The organism is Akkermansia sp. AE01SA01, assembly GCF_036417395.1.
In the GTDB taxonomy this organism is placed as follows: Bacteria; Verrucomicrobiota; Verrucomicrobiia; order Verrucomicrobiales; family Akkermansiaceae; genus Akkermansia.
Genome location: NZ_CP143890.1, coordinates 1,070,367 through 1,095,643 on the forward strand (window position 1 = coordinate 1,070,367; position 25,277 = coordinate 1,095,643).

General features: G+C 57.1%; 21 protein-coding genes and 2 CRISPR repeat arrays. Of the genes, 15 read left to right on the forward strand and 6 right to left on the reverse strand.

The window, feature by feature from the left end:
- The first annotated feature begins 742 nt into the window (after nucleotides 1-742).
- The 9 genes from V3C19_RS04385 (at nucleotide 743) to V3C19_RS04425 (ending at nucleotide 12,582) form a co-directional block, all read left to right on the forward strand.
- Nucleotides 743-2,005 carry a redoxin domain-containing protein gene (locus tag V3C19_RS04385; protein WP_130083431.1) on the forward strand — a complete coding sequence of 421 codons (1,263 nt, stop codon included), beginning with the start codon at nucleotides 743-745 and terminating at the stop codon, nucleotides 2,003-2,005.
- A gap of 7 nt (nucleotides 2,006-2,012) precedes the next feature.
- Nucleotides 2,013-3,395: an HD domain-containing protein gene (locus tag V3C19_RS04390; protein WP_295877244.1), complete on the forward strand. Its 1,383-nt coding sequence runs from the start codon at nucleotides 2,013-2,015 to the stop codon at nucleotides 3,393-3,395.
- A gap of 85 nt (nucleotides 3,396-3,480) precedes the next feature.
- Complete coding sequence (locus V3C19_RS04395; RefSeq protein ID WP_130083432.1) at nucleotides 3,481-5,244, forward strand: alpha-amylase family glycosyl hydrolase; 1,764 nt, start codon at nucleotides 3,481-3,483, stop codon at nucleotides 5,242-5,244.
- A 133-nt stretch (nucleotides 5,245-5,377) separates the two neighbouring features.
- Complete coding sequence (locus V3C19_RS04400) at nucleotides 5,378-7,876, forward strand: Amuc_1098 family type IV pilus outer membrane protein (RefSeq protein WP_295933605.1); 2,499 nt, start codon at nucleotides 5,378-5,380, stop codon at nucleotides 7,874-7,876.
- A gap of 70 nt (nucleotides 7,877-7,946) precedes the next feature.
- Nucleotides 7,947-9,542, forward strand: a complete 1,596-nt coding sequence (locus V3C19_RS04405; protein ID WP_130083434.1) for a hypothetical protein — start codon at nucleotides 7,947-7,949, stop codon at nucleotides 9,540-9,542.
- Nucleotides 9,543-9,557: 15 nt separating this feature from the next.
- Complete coding sequence (locus tag V3C19_RS04410) at nucleotides 9,558-10,283, forward strand: lysophospholipid acyltransferase family protein (protein WP_130083435.1); 726 nt, start codon at nucleotides 9,558-9,560, stop codon at nucleotides 10,281-10,283.
- On the forward strand, nucleotides 10,259-11,134 hold the full coding sequence (gene folD, locus V3C19_RS04415) for a bifunctional methylenetetrahydrofolate dehydrogenase/methenyltetrahydrofolate cyclohydrolase FolD (protein WP_130083436.1): 876 nt from the start codon (nucleotides 10,259-10,261) through the stop codon (nucleotides 11,132-11,134). The genes V3C19_RS04410 and folD overlap by 25 nt, the downstream gene beginning before the upstream one ends.
- A 67-nt stretch (nucleotides 11,135-11,201) precedes the next feature.
- The gene (locus tag V3C19_RS04420; protein ID WP_295877250.1) at nucleotides 11,202-11,987 is read left to right on the forward strand and encodes an enoyl-ACP reductase; all 786 of its coding nucleotides are present in this window, start codon (nucleotides 11,202-11,204) and stop codon (nucleotides 11,985-11,987) included.
- 217 nt (nucleotides 11,988-12,204) lie between these two features.
- Nucleotides 12,205-12,582, forward strand: coding sequence for a hypothetical protein (locus V3C19_RS04425; protein WP_130083438.1), 378 nt, complete (start codon nucleotides 12,205-12,207; stop codon nucleotides 12,580-12,582).
- Between the two features lie 71 nt (nucleotides 12,583-12,653).
- Here the strand turns inward: V3C19_RS04425 and V3C19_RS04430 are convergent, their stop codons facing one another.
- From V3C19_RS04430 to V3C19_RS04440, 3 genes are read right to left on the reverse strand one after another with little or no spacing between them, the layout of a single operon-like run.
- Nucleotides 12,654-13,511, reverse strand: coding sequence for a diacylglycerol kinase family protein (locus V3C19_RS04430; protein ID WP_130083439.1), 858 nt, complete (start codon nucleotides 13,509-13,511; stop codon nucleotides 12,654-12,656).
- The gene (locus V3C19_RS04435; RefSeq protein WP_295933601.1) at nucleotides 13,508-14,647 is read right to left on the reverse strand and encodes a transglutaminase-like domain-containing protein; all 1,140 of its coding nucleotides are present in this window, start codon (nucleotides 14,645-14,647) and stop codon (nucleotides 13,508-13,510) included. The genes V3C19_RS04430 and V3C19_RS04435 overlap by 4 nt, the downstream gene beginning before the upstream one ends.
- Nucleotides 14,648-14,659: 12 nt before the next feature.
- The gene (locus tag V3C19_RS04440) at nucleotides 14,660-15,718 is read right to left on the reverse strand and encodes a tRNA-dihydrouridine synthase family protein (RefSeq protein ID WP_295933598.1); all 1,059 of its coding nucleotides are present in this window, start codon (nucleotides 15,716-15,718) and stop codon (nucleotides 14,660-14,662) included.
- Nucleotides 15,719-15,788: 70 nt separating this feature from the next.
- Here V3C19_RS04440 and V3C19_RS04445 point away from each other — a divergent pair, with 70 nt between their 5' ends.
- The gene (locus V3C19_RS04445; protein ID WP_067570032.1) at nucleotides 15,789-16,988 is read left to right on the forward strand and encodes a 4-hydroxy-3-methylbut-2-enyl diphosphate reductase; all 1,200 of its coding nucleotides are present in this window, start codon (nucleotides 15,789-15,791) and stop codon (nucleotides 16,986-16,988) included.
- A gap of 120 nt (nucleotides 16,989-17,108) precedes the next feature.
- Here V3C19_RS04445 and V3C19_RS04450 read toward each other — a convergent pair whose 3' ends face one another.
- On the reverse strand, nucleotides 17,109-17,330 hold the full coding sequence (locus V3C19_RS04450; RefSeq protein WP_205068539.1) for a hypothetical protein: 222 nt from the start codon (nucleotides 17,328-17,330) through the stop codon (nucleotides 17,109-17,111).
- Between the two features lie 78 nt (nucleotides 17,331-17,408).
- Nucleotides 17,409-17,672 (reverse strand): 30S ribosomal protein S20, encoded by a 264-nt coding sequence (rpsT, locus tag V3C19_RS04455; protein WP_130083442.1) that lies wholly within the window; start codon nucleotides 17,670-17,672, stop codon nucleotides 17,409-17,411.
- Between the two features lie 160 nt (nucleotides 17,673-17,832).
- On the opposite strand from rpsT, the gene V3C19_RS04460 reads away from it, so the two are divergent.
- The 4 genes from V3C19_RS04460 (at nucleotide 17,833) to V3C19_RS04475 (ending at nucleotide 24,297) form a co-directional block, all read left to right on the forward strand.
- Nucleotides 17,833-18,441 carry a beta-phosphoglucomutase family hydrolase gene (locus tag V3C19_RS04460; protein WP_130083443.1) on the forward strand — a complete coding sequence of 203 codons (609 nt, stop codon included), beginning with the start codon at nucleotides 17,833-17,835 and terminating at the stop codon, nucleotides 18,439-18,441.
- 151 nt (nucleotides 18,442-18,592) lie between these two features.
- Complete coding sequence (gene ilvB / locus V3C19_RS04465) at nucleotides 18,593-20,446, forward strand: biosynthetic-type acetolactate synthase large subunit (RefSeq protein WP_130083444.1); 1,854 nt, start codon at nucleotides 18,593-18,595, stop codon at nucleotides 20,444-20,446.
- 533 nt (nucleotides 20,447-20,979) lie between these two features.
- Nucleotides 20,980-22,110: direct repeats of the CRISPR family, unit length 31 nt; unit sequence GTCGCACCCTCATGGGTGCGTGGATTGAAAC.
- A gap of 3 nt (nucleotides 22,111-22,113) precedes the next feature.
- Nucleotides 22,114-22,600: a CRISPR direct-repeat array (repeat unit 31 nt; unit sequence GTCGCACCCTCACGGGTGCGTGGATTGAAAC).
- A gap of 93 nt (nucleotides 22,601-22,693) precedes the next feature.
- Nucleotides 22,694-23,341, forward strand: coding sequence for a tetratricopeptide repeat protein (locus V3C19_RS04470; protein ID WP_330937162.1), 648 nt, complete (start codon nucleotides 22,694-22,696; stop codon nucleotides 23,339-23,341).
- A 62-nt stretch (nucleotides 23,342-23,403) separates the two neighbouring features.
- Nucleotides 23,404-24,297, forward strand: a complete 894-nt coding sequence (locus tag V3C19_RS04475; RefSeq protein WP_130083446.1) for a phosphatidylserine decarboxylase — start codon at nucleotides 23,404-23,406, stop codon at nucleotides 24,295-24,297.
- Nucleotides 24,298-24,506: 209 nt separating this feature from the next.
- On the opposite strand, the gene V3C19_RS04480 is transcribed toward V3C19_RS04475, so the two are convergent.
- Nucleotides 24,507-24,725, reverse strand: coding sequence for a hypothetical protein (locus V3C19_RS04480; protein WP_295876913.1), 219 nt, complete (start codon nucleotides 24,723-24,725; stop codon nucleotides 24,507-24,509).
- On the opposite strand from V3C19_RS04480, the gene V3C19_RS04485 reads away from it, so the two are divergent.
- Nucleotides 24,726-25,262 (forward strand): PEP-CTERM sorting domain-containing protein, encoded by a 537-nt coding sequence (locus V3C19_RS04485; RefSeq protein WP_295934432.1) that lies wholly within the window; start codon nucleotides 24,726-24,728, stop codon nucleotides 25,260-25,262. It abuts the gene before it with no gap.
- Nucleotides 25,263-25,277 lie beyond the last annotated feature (15 nt).

The window sequence follows — 25,277 nt, forward strand, 5'->3', positions numbered from 1 at the left end:
GTTGGACGAAGCGGCTGCGGAAAAAATCCGTAGCCGCTTTTCCGTTCAGGGCGTCGTTCCAGGCTTGTGTCATACAAAAAACGAAATGTTTGAACATATTCGCGTCCCGGCTGTCTCACCCATAACGGTTATGATCCGGATGCAGTGAAAGAGAGAGCACTTCATCCACCAAGGATCTCTCCGTCTTCATAGGTAGTTAGTTGAACAGCAGCCCCGGCGAAGTGATTCGCCGGGGTTTGTTCGTTTTTATGGATGGAATTTCACTGAAGCTGGATGTGAATTGCCGTCAAACGTTCACTCCGGTCGTGACCAGGTGTAAAAGAACTGCACGTTGACGTTTACCGTCTCTAATAAACAGGCCGCAACGTTTTTCCTGAAATAAGTCAGTATCCGGGATTATCCGGTTGTGGTCCAAAACTACCGGGTTATTGGGGAGGTCATGCTCCCGGAGGGGAAAAGGCGTTTCCTTCCCCATTTGATGTGGGAAAACGTCATTTGATATGGATGCATGAATTGGCGTCCGTCTGGGACTTTTTGCGGTGGAAGGGAGTATGGACGGCAGGGCTGACCCCAGGAGGCATGCGCGGGGCGCTTTCCCGGAAAACTGGAAAGGGAATTTGAACCAGCCGGAGATTTCCGGATTGGGGGAAATGGCATGTGCGCTTTTGACTAAACGGTTTCATCATGAATTGTCGTTACGTTTGATTGACGCGGAGTGTCCGTCAGGGCATAGTGGCGTGGTATGAAGAGAATGCTTTGCGTGATCGCCGGTACATGCGGTTTGTTCGGATGGGCTTCTGCGGACGAGATTGGCATGAAAAATGTCCTGTCCGTCTGGAACAGCAGGCAGGCGGACTGGGAATCTGCGTTCAAGATAGCTGAGACAGATGAAAAAAGGGCGGAACTGCTGAAAAGCCAGCCGGATGCCGTGACCGCAGCCAGGGATTTGTGGGGGCAGGTGGGGCGTGATCTCTCGAAACCTTATACCCTTCCTGCCATTGTCTGGTTTCTGGATCATCCGCAGGCGCTTGAGGAAGCCTTCCCGGGCGGGAATGTTGCCAGGAAAATCCTCCTGAACTGCCTGAATGCCCTGGAGAACAATATGGTGATGGAAAAGGGCGCCGGACAGGCGGCCCATGCACTGAGCAACTCGCGCGATTTGCGCTGCCGTACCATTCTGGAAAAGATCAAGGATTTGAACCAGTTTCCGGAAGACCAGGGACTGGCTTCCCTGGGGCTGGCGATGGTCATGAAGGAAAGTTCCGGGATGCAGCAGGATGACGGCCGCCTTGTTGCTGCCAGGGGCAAACTTCTGAAGGACGCTATTATCAAGTGTTATGATTCCAAATTCGGCCCCATTCCCGTCAAGGACCTGGTCAAGGAGGAGCTGTATGAAATCCGCAATCTTAATATCGGCCAGACGGGGCCGAAAATCAAGCTGCCTTCCTCCGCTACGGGAACCTGGGTGGAAATTCCCTCCGGCGACAAGCCCGTTCTGCTGGTTTTCTGGGATCCGCGAGATGCCATGTCCGTCAAGTTTTTGGAAAAGGCGGCTTCTCTGCGCAAGGAATTTCCCGGAATGACGGTGATGCCCGTAGCTCCGGTTTCTGAAGAAGGGGTGAAAAAAGCCCTGCTGAATTTGAGCCTGGATATTCCTTCCCTGGTGGATGCCCAGGCGGTTGCATTCAAGGATTACCGCGTGGCCCATACTCCACGGGTATATTTGCTCGATCCCAAGGGGAAGATTCTGATGCGCGGCACACCGGATCTTCTGTTTGACGCCAATCTTTATGCCGCCATGAACAAATTCAAGGGGAAGGAGGCTGAAAAGGCTCCACAGGCTCCGTCGGCCGCACCTTCCGTCCTGATTCCGGAAAGAGTCAATTCCCCGGACACACGCGTTCCTGCGGGCCGTCCGGCCCCGGCTTCACGGCAGCCCGTTCGTCCGGCGGCTCCAGTGGCGCCTCCCGTATCCGCGCCCCCTCTGCGTCCCATTCCGGAATAGCCGTTTCATGGAAAGAACTCCGATGAGAGAGGCGGCGGAAGCCGTGGCGCGGTTGCTGGCCCGGGCCGGGCACCTGGTGTATTTTGCCGGGGGATGTGTCCGGGACCGGCTGATGGGGTATCCCGTGAAGGATATAGATATTGCCACCTCTGCCCGGCCTGATGAAGTCTTGCGCCTTTTTCCCGGTTCATGGGAGGTGGGCGCCGCCTTCGGCGTAGTGCTGGTTCTTCACAAGGGCTTCTGTTTTGAGGTAGCCACGTTCAGGAGGGACGGAAATTACAGCGACGGCCGCCGTCCGGATGCCGTCTATTTCACGGATGCGCGTGAAGACGCCCGGCGCCGTGACTTCACGATGAACGGCCTGTTTGAGGAACCTTTTTCCGACCCTCCCGGAGGCATCGTGGATTATGTGGATGGCATGCCGGACATTGAGGCGGGGATTCTGCGGGCGATCGGGAATCCGGACTGCCGCTTTGAGGAAGATTCCCTGCGCTTGATGCGGGCGGTGCGCTTTGCCATCACCAGGGAAGTTATCATGGAAGAGGAAACGTACGCTTCGGTTTGCAGGAACTCCGGTCTGCTGGCCCGGATAGCCCCGGAGCGCATCCGGGAGGAGCTGGACAGGATACTGCTGGCTCCACGCAGGAGGGCAGGGGTGGAAATGCTGGTGGAAACGGGACTCATGAAGCACATCATCCCGGAAGTATACGGAATGGTCGGCTGCGGACAGCCCCCCCAGTGGCATCCGGAAGGGGATGTGTACACACATACCCTGATGATGCTGGAAGCCCTGGGAACGGACGGAGGCCCCGTTTCCCTGGAGCTGGCCCTGGCCGTGCTTCTGCATGACATCGGCAAACCTGCCTGCCGGGAGGTGGATGAAACGGGAAGAATCCGTTTTTCCGGTCATGACAAGGAAGGTGCTGTTCTGGCCCGTGTCATTTTGCGGAGATTGAAATACTCCAATGCCGTAGTGGATGCCGTGGCGGACATGGTGGAGCGCCACATGCGCTTCATGCATGTGCGGCAGATGAAGAAATCCACCCTGAGAATGTTCATGAATTCCCCCTTCTTCCAGGATGAACTGGAGCTGCACCGGCTGGATTGTCTTTCCTCCAATGGATTGATGGATAATTGGCAATTCATCCGGGACGCTAGGGAATCCTACCAGCAGGAGCCTCTGGTGCCGCCTCCTCTGGTGACCGGGCGCGACCTGAAGGCTCTGGGGTTTTCTCCGGGTCCGGATTTCAAAAAATGGCTTTCCCATATCCAGGAACTCCAGCTGGAAGGCGCGCTGCTAGACAGGAGGGAGGCCTTGCTGCGGCTGGGTCAAATTGCCCCGGTGGATCAGAATACACTTGCAGAGTACCTGGAAAAACTAGCATTATAAACGAACTCCATTCCTGCGGAAGAAGGAGGGCATCCCCTGTCCCCCTTCTTTTCCGGGGAAGGGTTGCATCAAGTCATATCAATTCATGCGTCCGGTCATCTATCAACTGTTTGTCCGCCACTTCTCCAACATGGAAATGCACGGAGTAGATTGGGGAAGTCGGGAGGAAAACGGCTGCGGCACATTTAATGGGGTGACGGACAAGGCTCTGCGGGAAATCGCCAGGATGGGCTTTACCCACATCTGGCTGACGGGCGTGCTGAGGCATGCCACACAGACAGCCCATCCCGGACTGCCCGCACAGCCGGAATCCATCGTTAAAGGGCTGGCCGGCAGCCCTTATGCGGTTCTGGATTATTTTGACGTGGACCCGGACCTGGGATCCGCTCCGGAATTGAGGATGGAGGAATTCAAGGCCTTGGTCAAGCGGTGCCGGTCCGTTGGACTGGTGCCTCTCATGGACTTTGTCCCCAACCATGTATCCCGCGCCTACCTGGCGGACTGGGACGGCCATGACGACTTTGGAGAGGGGGACGACCACCATACGTTTTTTTCACCGGAGCAGGGATATTTCTACCTCACTTCCAACAGTCCCGGCGACGGCCCCCCCCTGCGCCTCCCGGACGGGCTGTTCGAAGGGGAGATGACTTTCGGCAGGGTGACGGGAAATAATGCGGTGACGTGGGAGCCGGACCGGTGCGACTGGTATGAAACGGTCAAGCTCAATTACGGCTATAACTTTCTGGCAGGGCTTCCGGCCCTCCGCCTGCTACCCGACTGGACAAGCCCCAAGCAGAAGGTCCCCAAGACATGGAGAATCATGGACGATATTCTTTCATTCTGGCAGGGACTGGGCATTGGAGGGTTCCGGTGCGACATGGCCCAAATGATTCCCATGGCGTTCTGGAAATGGGCCATTGCCCGCTCCCGGGTGCGTCTGCCCGACGTGTTTTTTATGGCGGAAGCCTACAATGACCATCTGAAAACCACTCCGGGCGATCCCTGTACCGCCCTGCTGGAATCAGGGTTCAATGCCGTTTATGACGCCGATTGCTACCATCTGGCGGAACATGTGTATACGCGGGGAAACTGGGCCAACGATTTTGACCGTCTTTTCCGTAGTGAGCCCCAGTATTTGACCCACGGCGTCCGTTATGTGGAAAACCACGATGAAAAGCGCGTCTGCTCGCCCATAGCGTGGGGCGGGACGGGACGCACCATTCTGCCGGCGATCATGACACTCGTGTATGCCTCCGGCAAGGGACCCGTGCTGGTGTACAACGGGCAGGAGGTAGGGGAACGCGCAGAAGCGCCGGGCGGTTATGGCGGCCATAACGGCCGGACCAGCATCTTTGACTATACCTGCCTGCCGCAGTTGCAGACCTGGGTGGCAGGCGGCAGGTTTGACGCCTCCCTGCTGGACGAGGACTCCGCGGAATTGAGGGATTTCCATGCGCGTCTGCTTCCCCTTCTCCAGCATCCTGCTCTGGACCGCGGGGATTTTTATGGGTTGAACTGGGCCAATATGAAAAACACCACCTTCGGCAGGGAACCGGCGGAAGACACTTCCGGACACTGGGTGTATGCCATGCTCAGACATCATGCCCATTCCACGGTGCTGGTGGTGGGAAATCTTTCTCCAACCATCAATTTCTATAACCTCTGCATCTCCATCCCCCAACATGCGTTCAACTGGTGCGGCATTCAGACAGAGAAAGTGCGCGCCAGGAACCTGATGTGGAAAGAGGGGAAAGACAGGCTTTTTGACAGAAGTGAACTGATGGACAGGGGAATGGCCTATCCTCTGAAACCGGGGGAAGTAGGCGTTTTGGAACTGTCAGAAGCATAGGAGAAGCCGGGGCGCGGAGCCCGCTTTTCCGTGTTCGATATTTTTTGCTCCTTTGGGCGTTTTTATAATGACGGACGGAATTTAATTCGCTATAGTCCCGGAAATTCCTATGACTAGACGTTTTCCTTACTCCATGTCTACCATTCAGCAGATTGCTCTGGCGCTTGCCGTTGCCGGAGCCTGTCCTGCCCTGGCGCAGGACGGCGCAGGCGCCGCCCGCCGTGCTGCTGCCCGGATGGAAGAACAGGCGCAGGCTTCCATGCTGCTTCTGAACCAGGCGCGTCAGCAATATTCCGAGGGCAAGTATCAGGAGGCTCTGGAACTTTACCGTAAAAGCCTGAATACCTTGCCCAAGGCTCCCAATATGGAGACCCGGCGCCGCTTCCTGGAAACCAGCATTGCGGATGCCAGCGTGGCCGTGAGTCAGGAATACATCAAGGTGGGGCGTCGTGACGAAGCCTCGGAATTATTGAAATCTGCGTTGAAAACGACTCCGAACCATGCTTTGGCCAAGCGTACTCTGGAACTGCTCAAGGACCCGATCCGGACGAATCCGTCCCTGACCCCGCAGCATGTCGTGGACGTGGAAAAGGTCAACGGCCTTCTTCGCCTGGCATTCGGGTATTATGAGCTGGGACAGTACGATGAGGCCCTGAAGGAATTTAACTCCGTTCTCCTCATTGATCCCTACAACACGGCGGCGCGGCGCGGCATGGAACAGGTGAACCGTGCACGTACCAACTATTTTTCCTCTGCGCGGGATGAAACCCGCGGGAACGCCCTTGCGGAGGTAAGCAACCTTTGGGAACGTCTTCCTTCCGTCACAGAAGTTCCCGAGGAACCGGAATCCTTCTCACAGCCCCTGGAAAATCCCGTGGTGAGCGTGAACCAGAAGCTGGGCATGATCCGTCTGCCCAGGGTCCAGCTGGAACAGGCTACGGTGGAGGAAGCCGTGGACTACCTCCGCAACCAGTCCAGAGTGCATGATGAAACGGCCCAGACCGAAGCCGAGAGGGGGATTAACATTTCCCTGGATCCCGGTCCTCCGGACAGCGTTACCGCCAAGGACATCGCCGCCAAGAAAATTACCCTGAACCTTCAAAACGTTCCGTTGCGCGAAGCCTTGCAGTACGTGGCCCGCGCCTCCGGATTGATTTTCCGCACGAACGCCTATGGAGCGGAACTCGTCACCCCTTCCGCCGGAACATCCTACATGGTTTCCAAGACTATTCCGGTTCCTCCCGGTTTCTTCTCCGGGGCGGATTCCTCATCAGGTTCGGACGACCTGGACCCTTTTGCTTCCGGTGACTCCGGTTCCTCCGGAATGACGCTGAAGCGGGTAGACCCGCAAAAGATGCTTGCCGCCATGGGATTGAAATTGCCGGCCGGCAGCTCCGTTAAATATAACGCAGGCAACTCCACACTCTTTTTTCATGGAACTCCCAGGGACTTGAACTTCCTGGAAGAACTGGTGGCGGCCAAGTCGGCGGCTCAGCCCCTGCAGGTGATTGTGAGCGCCACGTTTCTGGAAGTCAACCAGGCGGATCTGGAAGAACTGGGATTCAACTGGATTGTGAACCTCAACCTTGACCCCAACAAATGGTTCATGGGCGGGGCAGGGACGGACAAGAACGATTATAACAATACCGTACTGGACAGCGTCGCCAGGGTAGCTGGGGCAGCGTCCCCTGTGGGAGTAGTGGGCGGGCTGAGGTCAGGCAACCAGGTATTTACGGAAGACAGCATTGACGGCATGATCGAACGCGGCACTTCCGCCAGAAGTTCGGATGCCGTTTATACCCCCGGAGGAGCGCCTAGCATCATGACCATGCGCGGCATATGGAGCCAGGCAGACATCACCATGATCATGCGGGGTCTGAGCCAGAAGAAGGGCACGGATATCATGCAGCATCCTTCCGTGGTGGTGCGCCCCGGAGAAAAGGCAACTTTCTTCAGCGGCAGGGAACTGATTTACCCCACGGAATACGATCCGCCCGAAATCCCCAATAGCACGGGCAGGGATTATAACAATGACGACTATTGGGGTGACGATGACGACGTAGGGGAACGCATTCCCATCATGCCGATGACGCCCGCCCATCCTACGGCATTTGAAACCAGGCAGCTGGGCACCGTATTCAATGTGGAGGTGACCGGTATCAGCGAAGACAAGTCCATGGTGGATCTTACCCTTGCACCGGAACTCGTGGATTTTGACGGGTTCATCAACTACGGCACTCCCATTTTCCTGCCCTTGGTATCCCAGCAAGACGGGAAGGATGAAGTAACCATGACCAAGGCGTCGGACAACTTCATTCTCCAGCCCGTGTTTTCCAAGCGCAGCATGACCTCTTCCGTCCGCGTCCTCACGGGCAACACCCTGGTGATCGGAGCCTTGAAAAAAGCTACCTCCATCCAGTATGAGGACAAAATCCCTGTTTTGGGGGATATCCCCTGGGTAGGGCGACTTTTCCGTTCCCAGGGTTCCAAGGAACAGCGCAAGGCCATTATCATCATGGTGAAGGCGGAAGTGGTGGATCCGGGAGGCAAGGAACTGTACACGCCGAATACTCCCGTTCCGGAAACTCCGGAAGGCGGTCCGGATCTTCCCGCTCTTAGTGCCGTTGAGTAAACCTCTAAAAAACAAGCCTGTGAAAAACAGCGATTCTGATCCTGAATTCTCCCAGGGTGCGGGGAATATCATGCGCCAGTTACATGACTCCGATTCCCGCGGCGTGGAGCGGAGAAGGGAAGTGGTGGTGCGCCCGGACGGCTCCAAGGTCATCCGTGTGGAAAAGCGCCGCCGCTCTTACAGTGATGAACACCAGGGCGACAAAAAGGCCGCTTTGAAAAACAAGCGTTTCTTGATAGGCCTCTGTATTCTGATTTTGCTTGTCGCCGGAGGACTGGTGGGAACGTACATGTATCGGCTGACTTCATTCAATACGGTGGAATTTTCCAGCCGCATGCAAGAAGAACTGTCCGCTGCGTGGGGGGGAGATGTGGAAGTTTCCGGAATGGCCATGGATGGCCGTTCCCTGAAAGCTTCCCGCATCAGGATCACCTTTCCGGAAGACTCCTGCCTTTCCTTCATCACACTGAACGGAATTTCCGGGGAAATTTCCGCGACTTCCCTGTTTCTGGGCAGGGTGAAGGGGGAAAGCCTCAATGTGTCACAAGCTACCATCGGCCTGCGCCCGGGATACACCAAATTCTCTCTGCCTCGGACGGGGAAGGAACTGCCGTTCGCTTTTCAGCGCTATACAGTTCCGCGCCTGGAAGTGGGTTATGTCCATGAGCTGGAGCCTTTCACCCTGGAGAGGAACGAAGGGCCTTTTTACCTGACGGCGGAAGCCTACATCCGTACTGCCAGGAATGGCGGGACGTCCACGGAATATGTACTGGACCTTTCTCAGCAAAAATTGAAAATCAAGGGGTGGCCCCTGTTGGCCGTGGATGCGGGCTCCATTATTCTGGACAGTTTCGGCATCAAGCGGCTCACCTTCTCCGGCTTTGTGGACAAGGGGGCCATGTTCAACAAGCCTACGGACTTGAGTCCCTTCATGATTACGGGCAGCATGCGCCTGGACAACGACTTCCGTCACCGCCACTGGACACTGACCGGCAGAAACTTTGACTTGTCCCAGCTCGTCGGGGAATGTTTCTCTTCACTGATCAAGGTGCGCATGGGTGAACAACCCGTGGAGGAAAAGCGCGAATTGAGCGTGACTTTCTCCCTTCCCGTAGGACCGGAACAGAAAAGGCCGTCACTGCAGGGTATCAGCGGGTCCGTCATCAAGGCTTCCATGATGCGCCTTCCCGTGTTCCAGCTTTTGAAGGCCATGACGGAACGCAGGATGGAAACGGGCCTGCCGTATTCCTCTCCCGTATTCTCGTCCGGTTCCTTTATGATGGAAAGCGATGGTACGGACCAGTCCGTTTCCTTGAAAGATATATCCCTGTTTGAACAAAGCTTCCTGGGCGTTACGGGCAACTTGCATTGCAGCGGTCCCAATGTATCCGGGGAACTTGTATTCAAACTGCCCTCCTACATGGCAAATGGCCGCCGCATTCCCAAAGGAGTCACACAGGATGGACATGACTTCGTCATCACCGTGAAGGTTTCCGGGACGGCGGCATCACCCTCGGACAACTCCGGCGCCATGCTTCAGGAATTGAAATCCGCCGCGGAATCCGGCATTCTTCCTCCAGCTTATCCGTCCGGCGGGGCGGGCGGCTCCTCTCCGGCTTCTCCCGTTCCGTCTCCCGGCCGCATCACCGTGGACGGATTCATGTAATACTGTCGCCGTTTCATGCTTCCTCCCCTTCCCAATTTACGGAAAACGACTGAAAAGCGGACCCGCTGGTGGACGCAGATGGCCGGGCTGGGTCTGTGGTCGCTCTTGCAGCCTTTGTGCATGAGTCTGAATATCCGCTCCATCAAGGAGGAACACGACGATGTGTACACGACGCCTTTCCTCGTAGCCCTCTGGCACAACCGCACCGTCGTGCCGGGATACGCCTGGCACCTGGCGCACAAGCCGCTTAACATGTGCGTGCTCACAAGCGCCAGCAAGGATGGTGCTCTGGTGGAGGCCGTTTGCAAATACTTCGGCCTGGAAGCCGTCAGAGGTTCCTCCGGGCGCAGGGGCGCTATAGCCTACATGGAAATGCTCCGGAAAATCCGGGAGGGAAACGTCTGCTTTTGTTTCACTCCGGACGGACCGCGTGGGCCCATGTACCAAGTGCAGCCGGGCATCATCAGGCTGGCCTCGCAAACGGGTTTGCCTATTATCCCCGTCTGCATAGAATATGAAAGCTACTGGCGCCTGAACAAGGCATGGGACCATTACGCCATCCCGAAGCCGGGTTCCAACGTAAACATTCTCTGGAAAAAAAGGCTGTTCATCCCTCCGGGCATCACGGATGAACAAGTGGCGGAATATGGCCGGCTGCTGGCCGGCATGATGCAGGAAGGTGTCCCGGACTTCCCTCCACTTACTCAATCAAAATTATGCAAATCATCGACGGAAAGCTAGTGGCCTCCCAGGTTCTGGAAGAGGTTAAGGGAGACATTGACCGGCTCAAGGCGGCCGGGATTACGCCGGGCCTGGCCGTAGTCCTGGTGGGGGATGACCCCGCTTCCCAGGTATATGTCAATTCCAAGGTGAAGAAATGCGGAGAACTGGGCATGCATTCCCGGAAAATCGTCCTCCCTGCGGATGCCTCCCAGGAGGAACTGTTTGAGGTCATCAGGGGATTGAATGCGGATGCCTCTATCCATGGCATTCTCGTGCAGAGCCCCCCGCCTCCCCATATTGACGAGGCTGCCGTTGTGCTGGAAATAGACCCGGCCAAGGACGTGGATGGCTTCCATCCGGAAAACGTCGCCAAACTGGTGATGGAGGACGAATCCGGCTTTGTACCCTGCACGCCGCTGGGCTGCATCAGGCTGCTGAAGGCTGCGGGCATTGAAACCGCGGGTGCCAATGCGGTGGTGATCGGCCGCAGCATGATCGTGGGCAAGCCGATGGCCCATCTTTTGATGTCCAAGCAAGCCAACGCCACGGTGACCGTAGCTCATTCCCGCACGAAAAACCTTCCGGAGCTCTGCCGTTCCGCAGATATCATTGTCGCGGCTATCGGTCGCCCCTCCTTTGTAACGGCGGAATTCGTGAAAGACGGCGCCGTCGTGATCGACGTGGGCATCAACCGCGTGGAAGACGCGTCAGCCAAGCGCGGATACCGCATCGTGGGTGACGTAGCCTATGATGAAGTGGCGCCCAGGTGCCGGGCCATCACGCCCGTTCCCGGAGGCGTGGGACCGATGACCATCGCCATGCTGATGGCCAACACGGTCAAGGCCTGCCGCCAGCAGACGGGGGCGTAGCCTATTTCCGGTGACGCCCGTTTTTCTTGTCAAAAGAGGGAAAGTAGGGCAGTATTCACCTACCATTATGTCAAGTAAATTACTCGAAGGCAAAGTTGGTGTCGTAGTCGGCGTGGCGAACAAGCGCAGTATCGCTTTCGCGATTGCCAAGGCATGGCATGAAGCGGGCGCAAAGCTCATCTTCAACTATCAGGGCGAACGCCTCAAGGACGGCGTGATCAAATTGATTCATGAAAACTTCGGTGAAGACGCTCCCGTTTATGATCTGGACGTGAGCAGTGACGAATCCATCAATGCTTTCTTTGAAAATGTCCGCAAACACACGGACAAGGTGGATTGCATGCTACATTCCGTAGCCTTTGCACCCAAGGAAGCCCTTGGCGGCGGCAGTTTCCTGGAAACGGGACGGGACGCCTTCAAGATTTCCCTCGATATCTCCGCTTATTCCCTGGTGGCGCTTTCCCGCGCTGTGGAGCCGATGATGTCCGACAACGGCAGCATTCTGGCCATGTCCTACCTGGGGTCTGAAAAGGTGGTGCCCAACTACAACCTGATGGGGGTTTCCAAGGCCGCCCTGGAAGCCTGCACCCGGTACCTGGCGTACGACCTGGGCCGCTCCCGCGGCATCCGCGTCAACTGCATCAGCGCCGGTCCCATGCAGACGCTTGCAGCCCGTGGAGTTTCCGGCTTTTCCACCATGTTCAAGGTTTATGAGGAACACGCCCCTCTGGGCCGTTCCTGTACGGGCGAGGAACTGGGCGCTACCGGCGTATTCCTGGCCAGCGACGGCGCAGCCGCCATCACCGGCCAGGTGATTTACGTGGACGGAGGCTACCAGATCATGGGCATGTAACGCTCTGTGATTTATTTTCTTTTGGGCCGTGCCGCTTGCCGGCACGGCTTTTTTCAGGCCAAACGGGATGAAAGGGCCTGGGTTCCTGTATTCAGGACAAAAAAATCTTGCACGCCGCTTTCCGGTTGATTAGAGTCCACGAGTGACAGTCCCCTATCGTTATTCATATAACGGGGAGGCATGCGGCAGCCTGGAGGAAATGCTGAACCAATACCGTATGGCTACTCATGACTCCCGTATTTCCCTGCTCAACGGGGAGGGCGCCTATATGGAAGCTTCTCTGGCCGGAAGCGGCCTGCATTGTTGCGGTGTGGGAATCGAAGCCAAGAATTACATTTGCCCCCGCGAAATGACCTTTGAGGAACTGTCTGAGGAATTCCGCCTTTTTGATTCCGGCGCGGACTATTCATTCGTGATGCAGGAATGGATCATGCTGCATGATTCTTTCTCTCTGCTGCCTGTCTTCATTAAATGGATTGCCGTCGCGGCCGTTCTGGATGCCGTCATCATTCTGATATTCTTCGGCGTGCCGGAAAACCATGTTCTTCACTATTCCCATATTCTGGATACGTTCTCGCGCTTCCTGCCCTGGTAGGGCGGCATGAAACGCATTTTCCCGGTACGGATGAATGGGCCGGAGCGGATTTTTCCGCCCGGTGGGAGTCTTTACGGAGCGAAAACTTTGAGCTTGCCGGCACGCGTGATTTGCACGGGGGCGTCTCCCGCATAATCTCCATCCAGTTCACAAGCCGCATGGCCGATGGCGGCAACTTGTCCTTCCGTCATCCGCACATATTCAAAACCGCCGTAGCGCAGGGAATGAAACCCTCCGTGAACGAGTGCCAGCAGGCTTTCTCTGATGATGGAAGGAGCCGCATGCTTGAACACCACGGCATCCAAAAGGCCGTCTTCATTATTTGCCTCTGCAAACAGTTTCATGGGGCCGCCGTACCTCCGGCCGTTGCCGAAGATGATGGAGCGTCCCTCCAGCACCCTGCCGTCATCCGTCGTCAGGGTCAGGAACGGCTGCCGTTCCGTGAAAGCCCTGGCTCCAGCGATTACGTAAGCGAAGGCCTTCCACTTCTTCTTCATCTCCCATGTCGTCAGCTCCACGGAGCGTCCGTCCGCTCCGATGCCCGCCATTTGAAGAAAGGGCTGACCATTGAAGGCAAACAGGTCGACCTTCCTGGTCCGTCCCGTTTTCAGCACATGCAGAGCGTGGTCGAAATTCTGCCGGAATCCCATTTCACGGGAAAAAACGTTGGCCGTTCCCGCAGGGAAGAGGGCCAGGGCCGTATCCGTATTGCAGAGGGCGCGGGCCGCCAGCCTCAGCGTGCCGTCGCCGCCCGCCACGGCTACGGCGGGTGCCCCGGAACGCGCCTGGGCAGCCAGGCGGTTCAGCATGTCCTCGCTGCTTTCCGGCTCCATGACGTCGAAAACGGTACCATATCTCTCCAGCCACCGGCGGAAGCGTCCCGCCCTGGCGCTCCGCGCCGTGTTGTTGAAGAACAGGGGAATCTTCATCGGAGACTTGCGGAAAGATTCAGAATCTGCACCGGAGCCTCCGTATGCGTGATGGCCTCCCTGCGCACGGTCCCGTCAGGAAGGAGGAATTCCAGCATGCCCCGGCTCACTTTCTCCGGCAGCGTAATTTCCAGAAACTTCCGCATGTCGTCGGACGGACCGGGTGTGACGCCTTCCGCCAGAACTACCCCTTCTTCCGTCTTGAGGGAGACATGGAGGGGCAGTCTCCGGCGTTTGCCTCCCTCATCCTCCGTGATGTCCAGCATCAGCTTGCTGCCGGGAACGTATTCCGGCTGGGAAGCCGCCCAGGAGGAAGCCAGCTTCATGTAGCGTTTGGTGATGTTGACGGCGGGGACAATCCGGCTTTCAGGGGGAAACTCCAGCGCGTTCCTTTTCCTGTCGTAGCGGGCCTCCCAGACCAGGGGGAAAAACATTCCTTCCGCCTTCTTCTTCCAGGATGTGGCGTAAATGGCGTTCTCCGGTTTCCGGGGGTCCAGCATGCTGATGGCGGACATGACCCAAGGCGTGTTGAAATCCTTTTCATTGTACTCCAGCATCCGCCATTCTCCGTCGCACCAGGCTTCCACCCAGTTGTGGTTGCCCCGGACGTGGTTCCAGGTGACCACGCCCGCCATGCGGGCCGGAATGCCGATGGAGCGCAGGGCGCAAATGAGCAAAATGCTCTGCCCGGTGCAGGAAACCTTGCCGGACTCCAGAGACTCCTTCACACCTTGGTGGGGGACTCTCCTCTCCGTGGAATATTTCACGTGCAGCGTCTTCTGGATGCAGGCGGCTACGGTGAGGGCTGCTTCCCGCCCAGTTTTGCAGGAGGAGACGAGCGGAGCGAAAAGGTTGCGGAACTGCTCCCTCCATTCGTCGCGCGGTTCGTTGACCACGGCGTAAGGCAGCACGTCGTTCTCGTAAACTTCCCAAGGAACCTTGCCCGCCCAAGGGAAGCGGCTGCGGACGTCCAGGGCCAGCCTGACCTCTCTCTTCAGTCGCTCTTCCGTAATCACCGGCTTGTCCTGTTCCGGCATGTAGGCGCGTAAAAACTCCATGCCCTGGGTGACGGAATCATGAGCGGAGCAAAGGGCGGCAGTCACGCCCAGCAGAAAGACATGCGGCAGCGGATTCATGAACGTCGCCATTCATAGCTGAATTCCGGCAGGGAGACAAGCCTTCTCTTGAGTGAGAAGGGCGTTGAAATGGGCGAACAGGTGGGTATCTTCCGGAGGGGTGGGCGGGAAGGGGGTATCATTGTCCAGAATCTCCTCGCAGATGTGCATGAAATCGCGCGAGGTTTTGGCCCGTTTCATGTGGTGGTCAAACTCTTCCGGAAGGCCCCGGGCAGTATAGACCAGATACTTTTTCATCCGGTGGATGTGTTTTTCCTCCACGTAATGGTCCTGCATTTCCAGCGTGCGTTTGTACAGGCTGCGGATGTAGCGGAGGAGGTCCCGGAACGTGGGGGCAGTTGCGGCTTCCCCCCGGAAGTGGGCGCGTAGCTGGGAGAAAATCCACGGATTGCGCAGGGCGGCCCTGCCTGCCATCAGGCCGGCCGGAGCCGCCAGCCTCACCCATGCCTCCGCCGTTTGCATGTCCACGATATTCCCGTTGGCGATGACCGGGCATTTCAGCGTTTCCGCCGCCCATTTGACCCACTCCGGATGCACGGGGGAACGGTAGCCCTCCCGCACGGTGCGGGCATGAATGCATACCCGGTCCGGTGCGTGCCGGGCGATGACGGGGAGAATGCGTTCAAACTCGTCCGGGGTCTCGTAGCCCAGGCGGCATTTGACGGAAAAGCCTCCGGCGGGCAGGGCGTCCCGGAGCGCTCCCAGGGCGGAATCCATGGCCCGGAGGGAGCGCAGCATGCCGCCTCCGGCACCCCGCCTGCACACGATGGGGGCGGGGCAGCCCATGTTCAGGTCCACCCCGGCGCAGGCGTGGTTCATCAGATTCAGGGCATCCCGGACCAGGTGCTCCGGCTCCTGGCCCACCAGCTGGCCGTAAATGGGGCGCCCGGTCGGGTTTTCGTCTATGGAGCGCATGATGTACGGGTCCATCTTTTTGTGATGGGCCACCGTTCTGAAATACTCCGTAATGAAATAATCCGGCAGGGAATTCAAGTCGTTCAACGTCTTGATAAAAGCCAGGTCCGTGACGTCTTTCATCGGGGCTAGGGCCAGCAGCATGGGCTTGTGCATACCGTGAAAAGCCCGGCTTGGCAAGCTGTGATTGTCTTGACGAAAGAAGGAAAGTGTGGAAGCTGTGAGCATGAATCAGGACTCAACCCGCAAAGCCAGAGTGAACGTGAGACGCGCCGAGGTGATGGAACTGGTGGAGAAGGAAATCCAGCAGCATTACCAGAGCGAACTGATTTCCCACATCCGCGCCGCGGGCAATGTGTACAACCTGGGCCATACGGAATTCTTCCTGGCCAGGGAATTCGGATTCTGCAACGGCGTCCGCCGCGCCATCGACATCGCCTATGCGGCGCGCAAGGTCTTCCCGGACCGGCAGATTTACCTGATCGGCGACATCATCCACAATCCGGAGGTAAACCGCCAGCTGGAGGGGAAGGGCATTAAAAAACTTCCCTGGAAGCATCTGGACGCCTCTTATGATCAAATTGTCGCGGACGACGTGGTGATCGTTCCCGCCTTCGGCGTTCCCACCTCCTTCATGGACGCGCTGGAGGAAAAGGGAGTCCAGATCGTGGATACGACCTGCGGGGACGTCATGAAAGTGTGGAAAAGGGTGAAAAACTACGCCTCCATGGGCATCACCTCCATCATTCACGGCAAAGCCACCCATGAGGAAACCAGCGCGACGGCTTCCCGCGCCCTGGGTGAAAAGGGCAGGGGAAAATACCTGGTGGTTTATGACCTGGAGGATGCCGCCGCCGTATGCGACTACATCCTCGGCAAAGGCAGCCGGGAAGCCTTCATGAAACGGTTTGAAGGCTGCTGTTCCCCCGGATTTGACCCGGACCGCGATCTGGAGGAAGTGGGCATCGCCAACCAGACGACCATGCTCAAGACGGAAACCCAGACGCTCCAGAAAATGATCAGGGACGCCATCGTCCAGCGCGACGGCGACGACGACAACTTCTATGTGTTCGACACCATTTGCGGCGCTACCCAGGACCGTCAGGACGCGCTGTACGATCTCTTGAAAAACCCCTTGGACGTGATGTTTGTGGTGGGCGGCTACAACAGCTCCAATACCACGCATCTGGTGGACATCGCCAGGAAACACGTCCCCACCTACTTCATTGAGTCCGCTGAAAGCATCAAATCCATCCAGTATGTGGACGCCTTTGATACGGAAACGCGGGAAGTCCGGAGAATGACCACGGAGCCCGTAGTGCAGAATCTGGGCAAATCCCTGAAAGTGGGCATTACGGCGGGAGCCTCGTGCCCGGCCAACCTGATTGAGGCGACTATCCTGCGCATTGCAGACCTCCGCAAATAGAAACGGTCTGTCGTTCCTGCACGGAGAGATGAAAAAGGAGCCTGCCCCGGAAGGGGAGGCTCCTGAAAAAACTGCTGAGGCGGAATGGCGGCCCGGAAGGAAGGCCGGGCGGCGAAAGTCCTACTTTTCCAGATCTTCCGGCGTGACGGAACGCTGCTCGCGGGAGGCAAGCAGCACGGCCTGTTCCACGACGTAATCCGGATTGGCGTCAAAGCGGTAGGCGTTGCAGTTGGGGCATGCCGCAGTGGTTTCGGATACGATGGAGCCGCAGGCTTCGCAGACCTTGAAATCCGCGGGGCGGTCGATGATCAGTTTGGCTTTATCCAGGCGGGATTGCTGCATGGGAGTCATAATAAAAACAAGCCGCTCAGATAAACAGAGCGGCTTGCCATAAGATCGACAGAAAACCGAAGTGAAAACTTAGGCGATTTTTGCGATGGCCTTGGCGGCCTTGCTCTTGTAGTTGGCGGCGCGGTTGGCGGGGATGGTGCCTACCTTGGCGGCCTTGTCAACTGCGGAGGAAAACGTGTTGTAAGCGGTGGCGGCGGCTTCCTTGTCAGCCGTTTCAACAGCGGTGGAAATCTTCTTGCGTAGAGTTTTCAGCTTGGAAGTCGTGGCGCGGTTGCGGGCGGTGCGGGTTGCGGTCTGACGGATGCGCTTGAGTGCGGATTTGGTATTGGCCATGTTCGAAAAAAGGTTCGGTTTTCGTTTCGAGGTGGCAGAAACATTAGAATAACAGGATAAAATGTCAAGCTCAGGATGTATTTTTTAAGCCATTCCGGCCGCATGCGGTCAGACTGCGGGCTTTACCGGAAAACGGAGGCGTGGCATCATAAGCGCCGTCATGAACAAGCGCGTGGATTTGCCTGAGAAAAAATATGAAGGATATATTTTTGACCTGGACGGCACTCTTGTGGACAGCATGCCCCTCCACTACAAGGCATGGCGCAAGGCCCTGGCCCGCGCAGGAGCTCCCGCATCCGTCTTCCGGGAGGATGAATTCTACTCCTGCGGCGGAAAATCCGCCAATGACGTGGTGTACTTCCTGAATGAACGCTACGGGCTGGTGATGGATGCGGAATCCACCGCGGCGGACAAGCGCCGCATTTATCTGGAAATGCTGGAGCAGGAAGGCATGCAGCCCATCGGGGAAGTGCTGGAATTCGTGCACTCCCTGGGGGATGCCCCCAAGGCTATTGCCACGGGCAGCGCCATTCCCGGCGCGCGCCGCACCCTGGCCGCCGCCGGATTGACGGGACTGTTCGACGTGATTTTAACCCCTGAGGACGTGGAACACGGCAAACCGGCTCCGGACATGTTCCTGCTGGCCGCGGAACGGCTGGGGGCCGCCCCCTCCCGCTGCGTGGTGTTTGAAGACGCCGTTCCGGGCATTGCCGCGGCTGCCGCCGCAGGCATGGACTGCGTGCGGGTGCGCAGGCCGTCCCTCTCCTGATACTATCCGCCGCGCCTGTGCCGCGGCGTCTTTTCCCGGCGTATTCCCGCAGGCGGCACGCCTCTGACTTTTGGATGAAAAGGCTTCACATTGCGCGCGGAATGCGCTAGAACCTCTTTTCCTACGCAACAAATAAAAATATTATTTGCACATGAGTACAAACGACAAAACATCATCCGCCCCGACGAAAACCCGCATGACAGGAGCCGAAGTGCTCGTGGAATGCCTCGTGCGTGAAGGTGTAGACGTCGTCTTTGCCTATCCCGGCGGCGCCAGCATGCCGATTCACCAGGCCCTGAGCCATCAGCCCAAAATCCGGACCATCCTCCCCCGCCACGAACAGGGCGGCGCGTTTGGAGCGGAAGGCTACGGCCGTGTTACGGGCAAGGTGGGCGTCTGTATCTCCACTTCCGGCCCCGGCGCCACCAACATGATCACCTCCATTGCGGACGCCTATCTGGACTCCACGCCCCTGGTGGCTATCACCGCGCAGGTCATGCGCTCCCTGATTGGCCGCGGCGCTTTCCAGGAAACGGACGTGTTCGGCATGACCGCCCCCATCGTGAAGCACAGTTATCTGGTCACGGAACCGGAAGAACTGCCCCGCATCATGAAGGAAGCCTTTTACATCGCTTCCACGGGCCGTCCCGGCCCTGTGGTGATTGACATGCCCAAGGACGTGCAGGAAGCCGTCTTCACTCCGGACTTCGACATGGAAATGGACCTCCCCGGCTACAATCCGGTGCTGCCCGTTCCCGTGGAAGAGCTGGAAGCCCTCATCCCCCTGATTGAAAACGCCAGCCGTCCCGTCATCTATGCCGGCGGCGGCATCATCACCGCGGAAGCCTCCGCGGACCTGCTGGAATTCGCGGAACGCACCCAGATTCCCGTGGCAACCACCCTGATGGGCATCGGGGCCATGCCGGAAACTCACCCGCTCTCCCTCCGATGGCTGGGCATGCACGGAGCCGTGTTTGCCAACAATGCCGTGAATGAAGCGGACCTGGTCATCGCCCTGGCCGCACGCTTTGACGACCGTGTGACGGGAGCCGTCAGCATGTTCTGTCCGGACTCCACTATCGTCCACATTGACATTGACGCGTCCGAGATTAACAAAAACAAAAAAGTCGCCCATCCCATCCGCGCCAACGTGAAGGACGCCCTCGGCGTTCTCAACGCGGCCCTGGCAGGGAAGGGGTGGGAACGCAAATCCTCCGGCTTCACCCGTACGCCGGAATGGTTCAAGACGATCGAAGGCTGGAAGGAACAGTACCCCTTCTCCTATGAAGACCGCAAGGGCTACATCGCTCCGCAGTCCGTGATTGAGGAACTCTACCGCCAGACGGCGGACAAGGACCCCATCATCTGCACCGGCGTGGGCCAGCACCAGATGTTCGCCGCCCAGTTCTTCAAATTTGACAAGCCCCGCCGCCTGGCCACGTCCGGCGGCCTGGGCACCATGGGCTACGGCCTCCCCGCCGCCATGGGCGCCTGCCTGGCCTATCCGGACAAGCTGGTCGTCAACATAGACGGAGACGGCTCCATGCTCATGAACATTCAGGAGCTGGCGACCATCCACGTGGAGCGCATGCCCGTCAAATGCATCATCCTGAACAACCAGCATCTGGGCATGGTAGTACAGTGGGAAGACCTGAAGTACGACTCCAACCGCGCGCAGACCTTCCTGGCGGACCCGCACGACGACTACGACCCCACCCACAAGACGGAAGATATCATCTACCCGAATTATCCGCTCATCTGCGCCGGGTTCGGCGTCAAATGCGAGCGTGTGCTCCGCATTGAGGAACTTCCCGCAGCAATCACCCGCATGATTGAATCCCCGGAGGCATACGTTCTGGACGTGATGGTTCCCCATGACGTGCATGTTCTGCCGATGATTCTGGGCGGCATGAGTTACAAGGACGTGATCCTGGAACGCATCGCCGGCGACGGTACTGCCAAAAAGGCGTCCGAACTCGGCAAGGAAATCCCGACCGCCCTGTAGGGCGAAAAACATTTCCCGTTCACCATCATTCAAGACGGGGCCGCCCTTGAGGGCGGCCCCGTTTCATGTTGGCGGAAAAGAAACTAACAAATGGGCGGGAATGAAAATGGAGGCCGGAAAAAAAGCGGAACTCACCCTTGAAAACTCTGTGGACAAATGCCGGGACTGTCCTGGAAAAATGAACCGGGAATACGGATGAAAGACAAGCCGGGAATGACGGTGGTGTTCGAAGAAGCTTCTGGACGTTCCCCCAGGGAATGGCTAGCATGTCGGCATACCACCTGACTGTGCACAAAGCGGTCATGGCAGGAACATGAAACAATTCGTGCATGTCCTTTCTGCTGCGGCCCCCTTGCGCCAACCCCAAGCTCACAGAAAATCGCCGGGAAACTGGCGCACTCTGTACGTCATTGAGGCTTGAAGATTGACAAACGAACCACTCATCATTACGACCTGCAAAGCGCAGGATGATTGAACAGGTTGGCGCAAAACGCCATTTGGACCTCTGACCTTCAATCCCTGCGCTTCAGGCCGTCGCACCCTCATGGGTGCGTGGATTGAAACTTTTGAATGAAAATGTTTGTGTTGGAATAAGCAGTCGCACCCTCATGGGTGCGTGGATTGAAACCTGTCCTTCCCGACGAAGACCACCGAGCCCATGCGTCGCACCCTCATGGGTGCGTGGATTGAAACCATGCAATCATTTATCACTCCCCGGCAATACCGGTCGCACCCTCATGGGTGCGTGGATTGAAACAGGATTTCAACGAAATCATTGGCGGCAGTTAGAGTCGCACCCTCATGGGTGCGTGGATTGAAACCTTGGCAATGGTGACATGGAGGAACTTGCCGGAGTCGCACCCTCATGGGTGCGTGGATTGAAACTCTTGGAGAAGGTTGGTCATCGTAGTCAGACGCAGTCGCACCCTCATGGGTGCGTGGATTGAAACCACGCCAGCAGGGCACGCTTCACCAGCATCCAGTGTCGCACCCTCATGGGTGCGTGGATTGAAACCTTTTAGGCTGAACCTCGGGGAATCTAGAATAGAGTCGCACCCTCATGGGTGCGTGGATTGAAACCCCTTCAATTTTTGGATAGGGTCTCTACCTACAAGTCGCACCCTCATGGGTGCGTGGATTGAAACTTCTTTCCGCATCCCATTCATTTTTAATGCGTAATGTCGCACCCTCATGGGTGCGTGGATTGAAACTTGCGCTGCTCGGTGTCGGTGGAGGCGCCTCTGGTCGCACCCTCATGGGTGCGTGGATTGAAACGTCGCTCATCCAGTCCTGGACGCGTGCAATAACTGTCGCACCCTCATGGGTGCGTGGATTGAAACAAGCTCCCGGCCGACTGCAGCGACGAGCTGCGCGTCGCACCCTCATGGGTGCGTGGATTGAAACAACTCGCTTGTGCTAATCGACAAGTACATTCCGAGTCGCACCCTCATGGGTGCGTGGATTGAAACCGACACTGTAAAATTATTCAGGCCCATGAGATAAGTCGCACCCTCATGGGTGCGTGGATTGAAACTCCGCGCACCTTGAGATTCTACGCAAACAACTTAGTCGCACCCTCATGGGTGCGTGGATTGAAACATCTCCGACCAAGTCCGGTCCTTGATAGGTGCCTGTCGCACCCTCATGGGTGCGTGGATTGAAACTCCGATTGGGGAAGACGGGTGCGTGGATTGAAACCGCGGGGAGGTTGGCAAATTCGGCGTCGGTCATAAGTCGCACCCTCACGGGTGCGTGGATTGAAACTATGCTTGCTATCTTTCCCCCTAATTCCCTGTAAGTCGCACCCTCACGGGTGCGTGGATTGAAACAGGCTTGGCAAACTTCCGCAGCTGCTCATAGACAGTCGCACCCTCACGGGTGCGTGGATTGAAACGCGTTGCCCCTATTCGTTGCGTATGAACCAATGCGTCGCACCCTCACGGGTGCGTGGATTGAAACACGCGCCAGCTGCACAACAATCAGGGCGGCCGGGTCGCACCCTCACGGGTGCGTGGATTGAAACGGTCAATGGAGTTGAGGGTACCCGTGATGGTTTCCGTCGCACCCTCACGGGTGCGTGGATTGAAACTATGTCAGGGCGCCACGTTTGATATTGCTACTACGTCGCACCCTCACGAGTGTGTGGATTGCAACGCGGGGACGCTGTTATATGTTGCATACTTGCAGTTTGTGATGGACAGGAAGGAGGAAAAAGAGTGATATGAGTACGGTATGCAAAAGGATTGGTTGAAAGATCTTTTGGAGTGGAGTCCCCTCTTTCTGGTACTTCTGGCAGGGGGAGCGCTGTGGCTGTATTCCAAGTGGCAGCTCAGGAAGGTGGACAGATCGTTGAAGGAGTTATGGGGGAGCATTATCCGGAAGGCGGAGTCGGGCGATGCGTATTCCCAGTTTCAGGCGGGACGCATGTATCAGAAGGGAAATGGCGTTTCCAGAGATGCCGTATTGGCGGATGAGTGGTTTCACAAGGCGCTTCCCGGATTGAATCGGGAGGCCAATGCCGGAGACAGGGACGCCGCCTTTTGCCTGTACGAGTGTTTCAGAGAAGGACTGGCTGTACAGAAAGATGACGCCAAGGCTCTGTTCTGGCTTCAGCGCGCCGCGGAGCAGGAGGAGCCGGAGGCCATGTTTGCGCTGGCTCTGGAGTACCGGGAAGGGGGGCTGGTGAAGAAGAATGACGCTTTATTCATGCATTGGCTGAGAAAAGCGGCGGAGGAAGGGGACGAGGCAGATGCCCAGTACCTGCTGGGCGCCTGTTATGAACACGGCAACGGAGTGCCGCAGGACTTGAACCTTGCACGGGAATGGTATGAACGTGCGGCAGGCAGTCTGGCATTCGGCGCCGAGGATGCCTTGGAACGGCTGAAGGGTTCCTAGTCCGTCAGGAGGCTGTCTTTCGACTGGACAAAAAGGGCAGGGAACGACACTCTATGCCTTTCATGGAGGGCATAAGCTATTATAACCGTTATACGGGCCGAGTGGAGCAGGAACAGGTGCTGGGGGAGAAGTACCTCCAGTGGATTTACGGCACCGCTTCCGGGAGGCTTGCCCTGCATGCTCTGGTCAAGCGCGGCATGTTTTCCGCCCTGATGGGGTGGTGGAAGAACCGGCCTTCCAGCGCCAAAGGCATTCCCGCCTTTGTGGAGGAGTACGGCATTAACATGGAGGAGTCCCTCAAAGGGCTGGGAGAGTTTAAACATTTCAACGATTTTTTCTACCGTCGCCTGAAAGCCGGGGCGCGTCCGTTGTCCGGAGGGGAGGAGACGGCTGTTTTCCCGGCGGACGCCCGCCACATGGGCTGGGAGCGGGCAGACCGCATCAGCGGCGTTTTTGTGAAAGGCCAGCGTTTCGATCTTCCCGCGCTGCTTGGGGATGCCTCCCTGGCGGAGCGGTATGCGGAGGGCGCCGTGGTTCTTTCCCGCCTGTGTCCTACGGATTATCACCGCTTTCATTTTCCCGTTTCCGGCATTCCCGGCATGTGGAGGAGAATGGGCGGCCCCCTGGCCAGCGTGTCTCCGTATTGCCTGAGCCGGAGCCTGTCATGGCTGTGGACGAACAAGCGGAATTTGACGCTCATCCAGTCGGAGTCCTGGGGTCAAGTGGCCATGCTGGAGGTGGGCGCCACCGGCGTAGGGCTTATTGAAGAGACTTACGTTCCGGAAGAGTTTGCTGCCAGAGGGGCGGAGAAGGGATATTTTGCATTTGGCGGCTCCACAGTGATGTGTTTTTTTGAACCGGGCAGAATCAGGCTGGCTCCCGATCTTCTGAAAAAAACGGGAGAAGGAATAGAAGTGTTTGCCCGTCAGGGAGATATGATGGGTAAATCTGTTTAATGACAGATATCTGGAAAGGGAGGATGAGACGGTATTCCCCGGATCCCTATCCGTTAACAACGTGAATTATTAATAATGAATGCCTTGTTTTTTCATAAAACATTGAAAATGATCATTCTAATTTAGCTCTGGTCTTTTTTGACCATTTCTCTTTACCCATGACCTTCTAGAAGTTATACGGGGGACAAACGGCAAAATAAATGTACGGATTAAGAATCCGTTATTTTCTTTTTGTTGCGGTATTTTTCCCGTGTTTCACTCCCCTCATAGATAAAGGTTATGAAATGTTTATGCATTCTCGGCATGGTGGCATCCCTGGCAACTGCGCAGGCTGCCACCATTCTAAGCACCACGACCCAGGATGATCCTTCCACCCTGACTTCGGGGGATATGGAGCCTACTACGGTTTTTCCTTTGATCTGGACCATATGCTTGTTTCCTCCGGGTCCGGCATTGCCCAGAATTCAACAGTGTATCTCCAGTCCCTGGATATTGCCGAGGCCACCAACAGGACGGATGCCAATAACGGCTTGTACGTCACGATTTTTTCCTCCGCCACCACCAAGGACGGTTCTACGTTTGTCGGGCAGTCCACTACAACGATTGACATGGCAGGGGAGGGCGCGGCGGATGGCTCCGCCTCATGGCAGAGTGCCTCTTTTAATAATCTGGAGCTCAATAGCGGAGTGACTTATTACGTGGCTTTCACCACGGTGCAAATTACGGATGATACCGTATGGGATGGCGTGAATTTTGTCAGCGCCCGGCTGAGGATTGGGAAGGAAGCCGACGGAGTGGACATTGGCGATGTTTATACGAACCCAGGGTTTACCAGTGTACAGTCGGGAGGCTGGGGGCCGTCCTTCAAGGCGGAAGCGACCGTGGCGCCCATTCCGGAACCCGCAACCGCTTCTCTGGGAATTCTGGGGCTGGCAGCTCTGCTGATGCGCAGACGCAGGGCCTGACGGCCATTCCGCAAT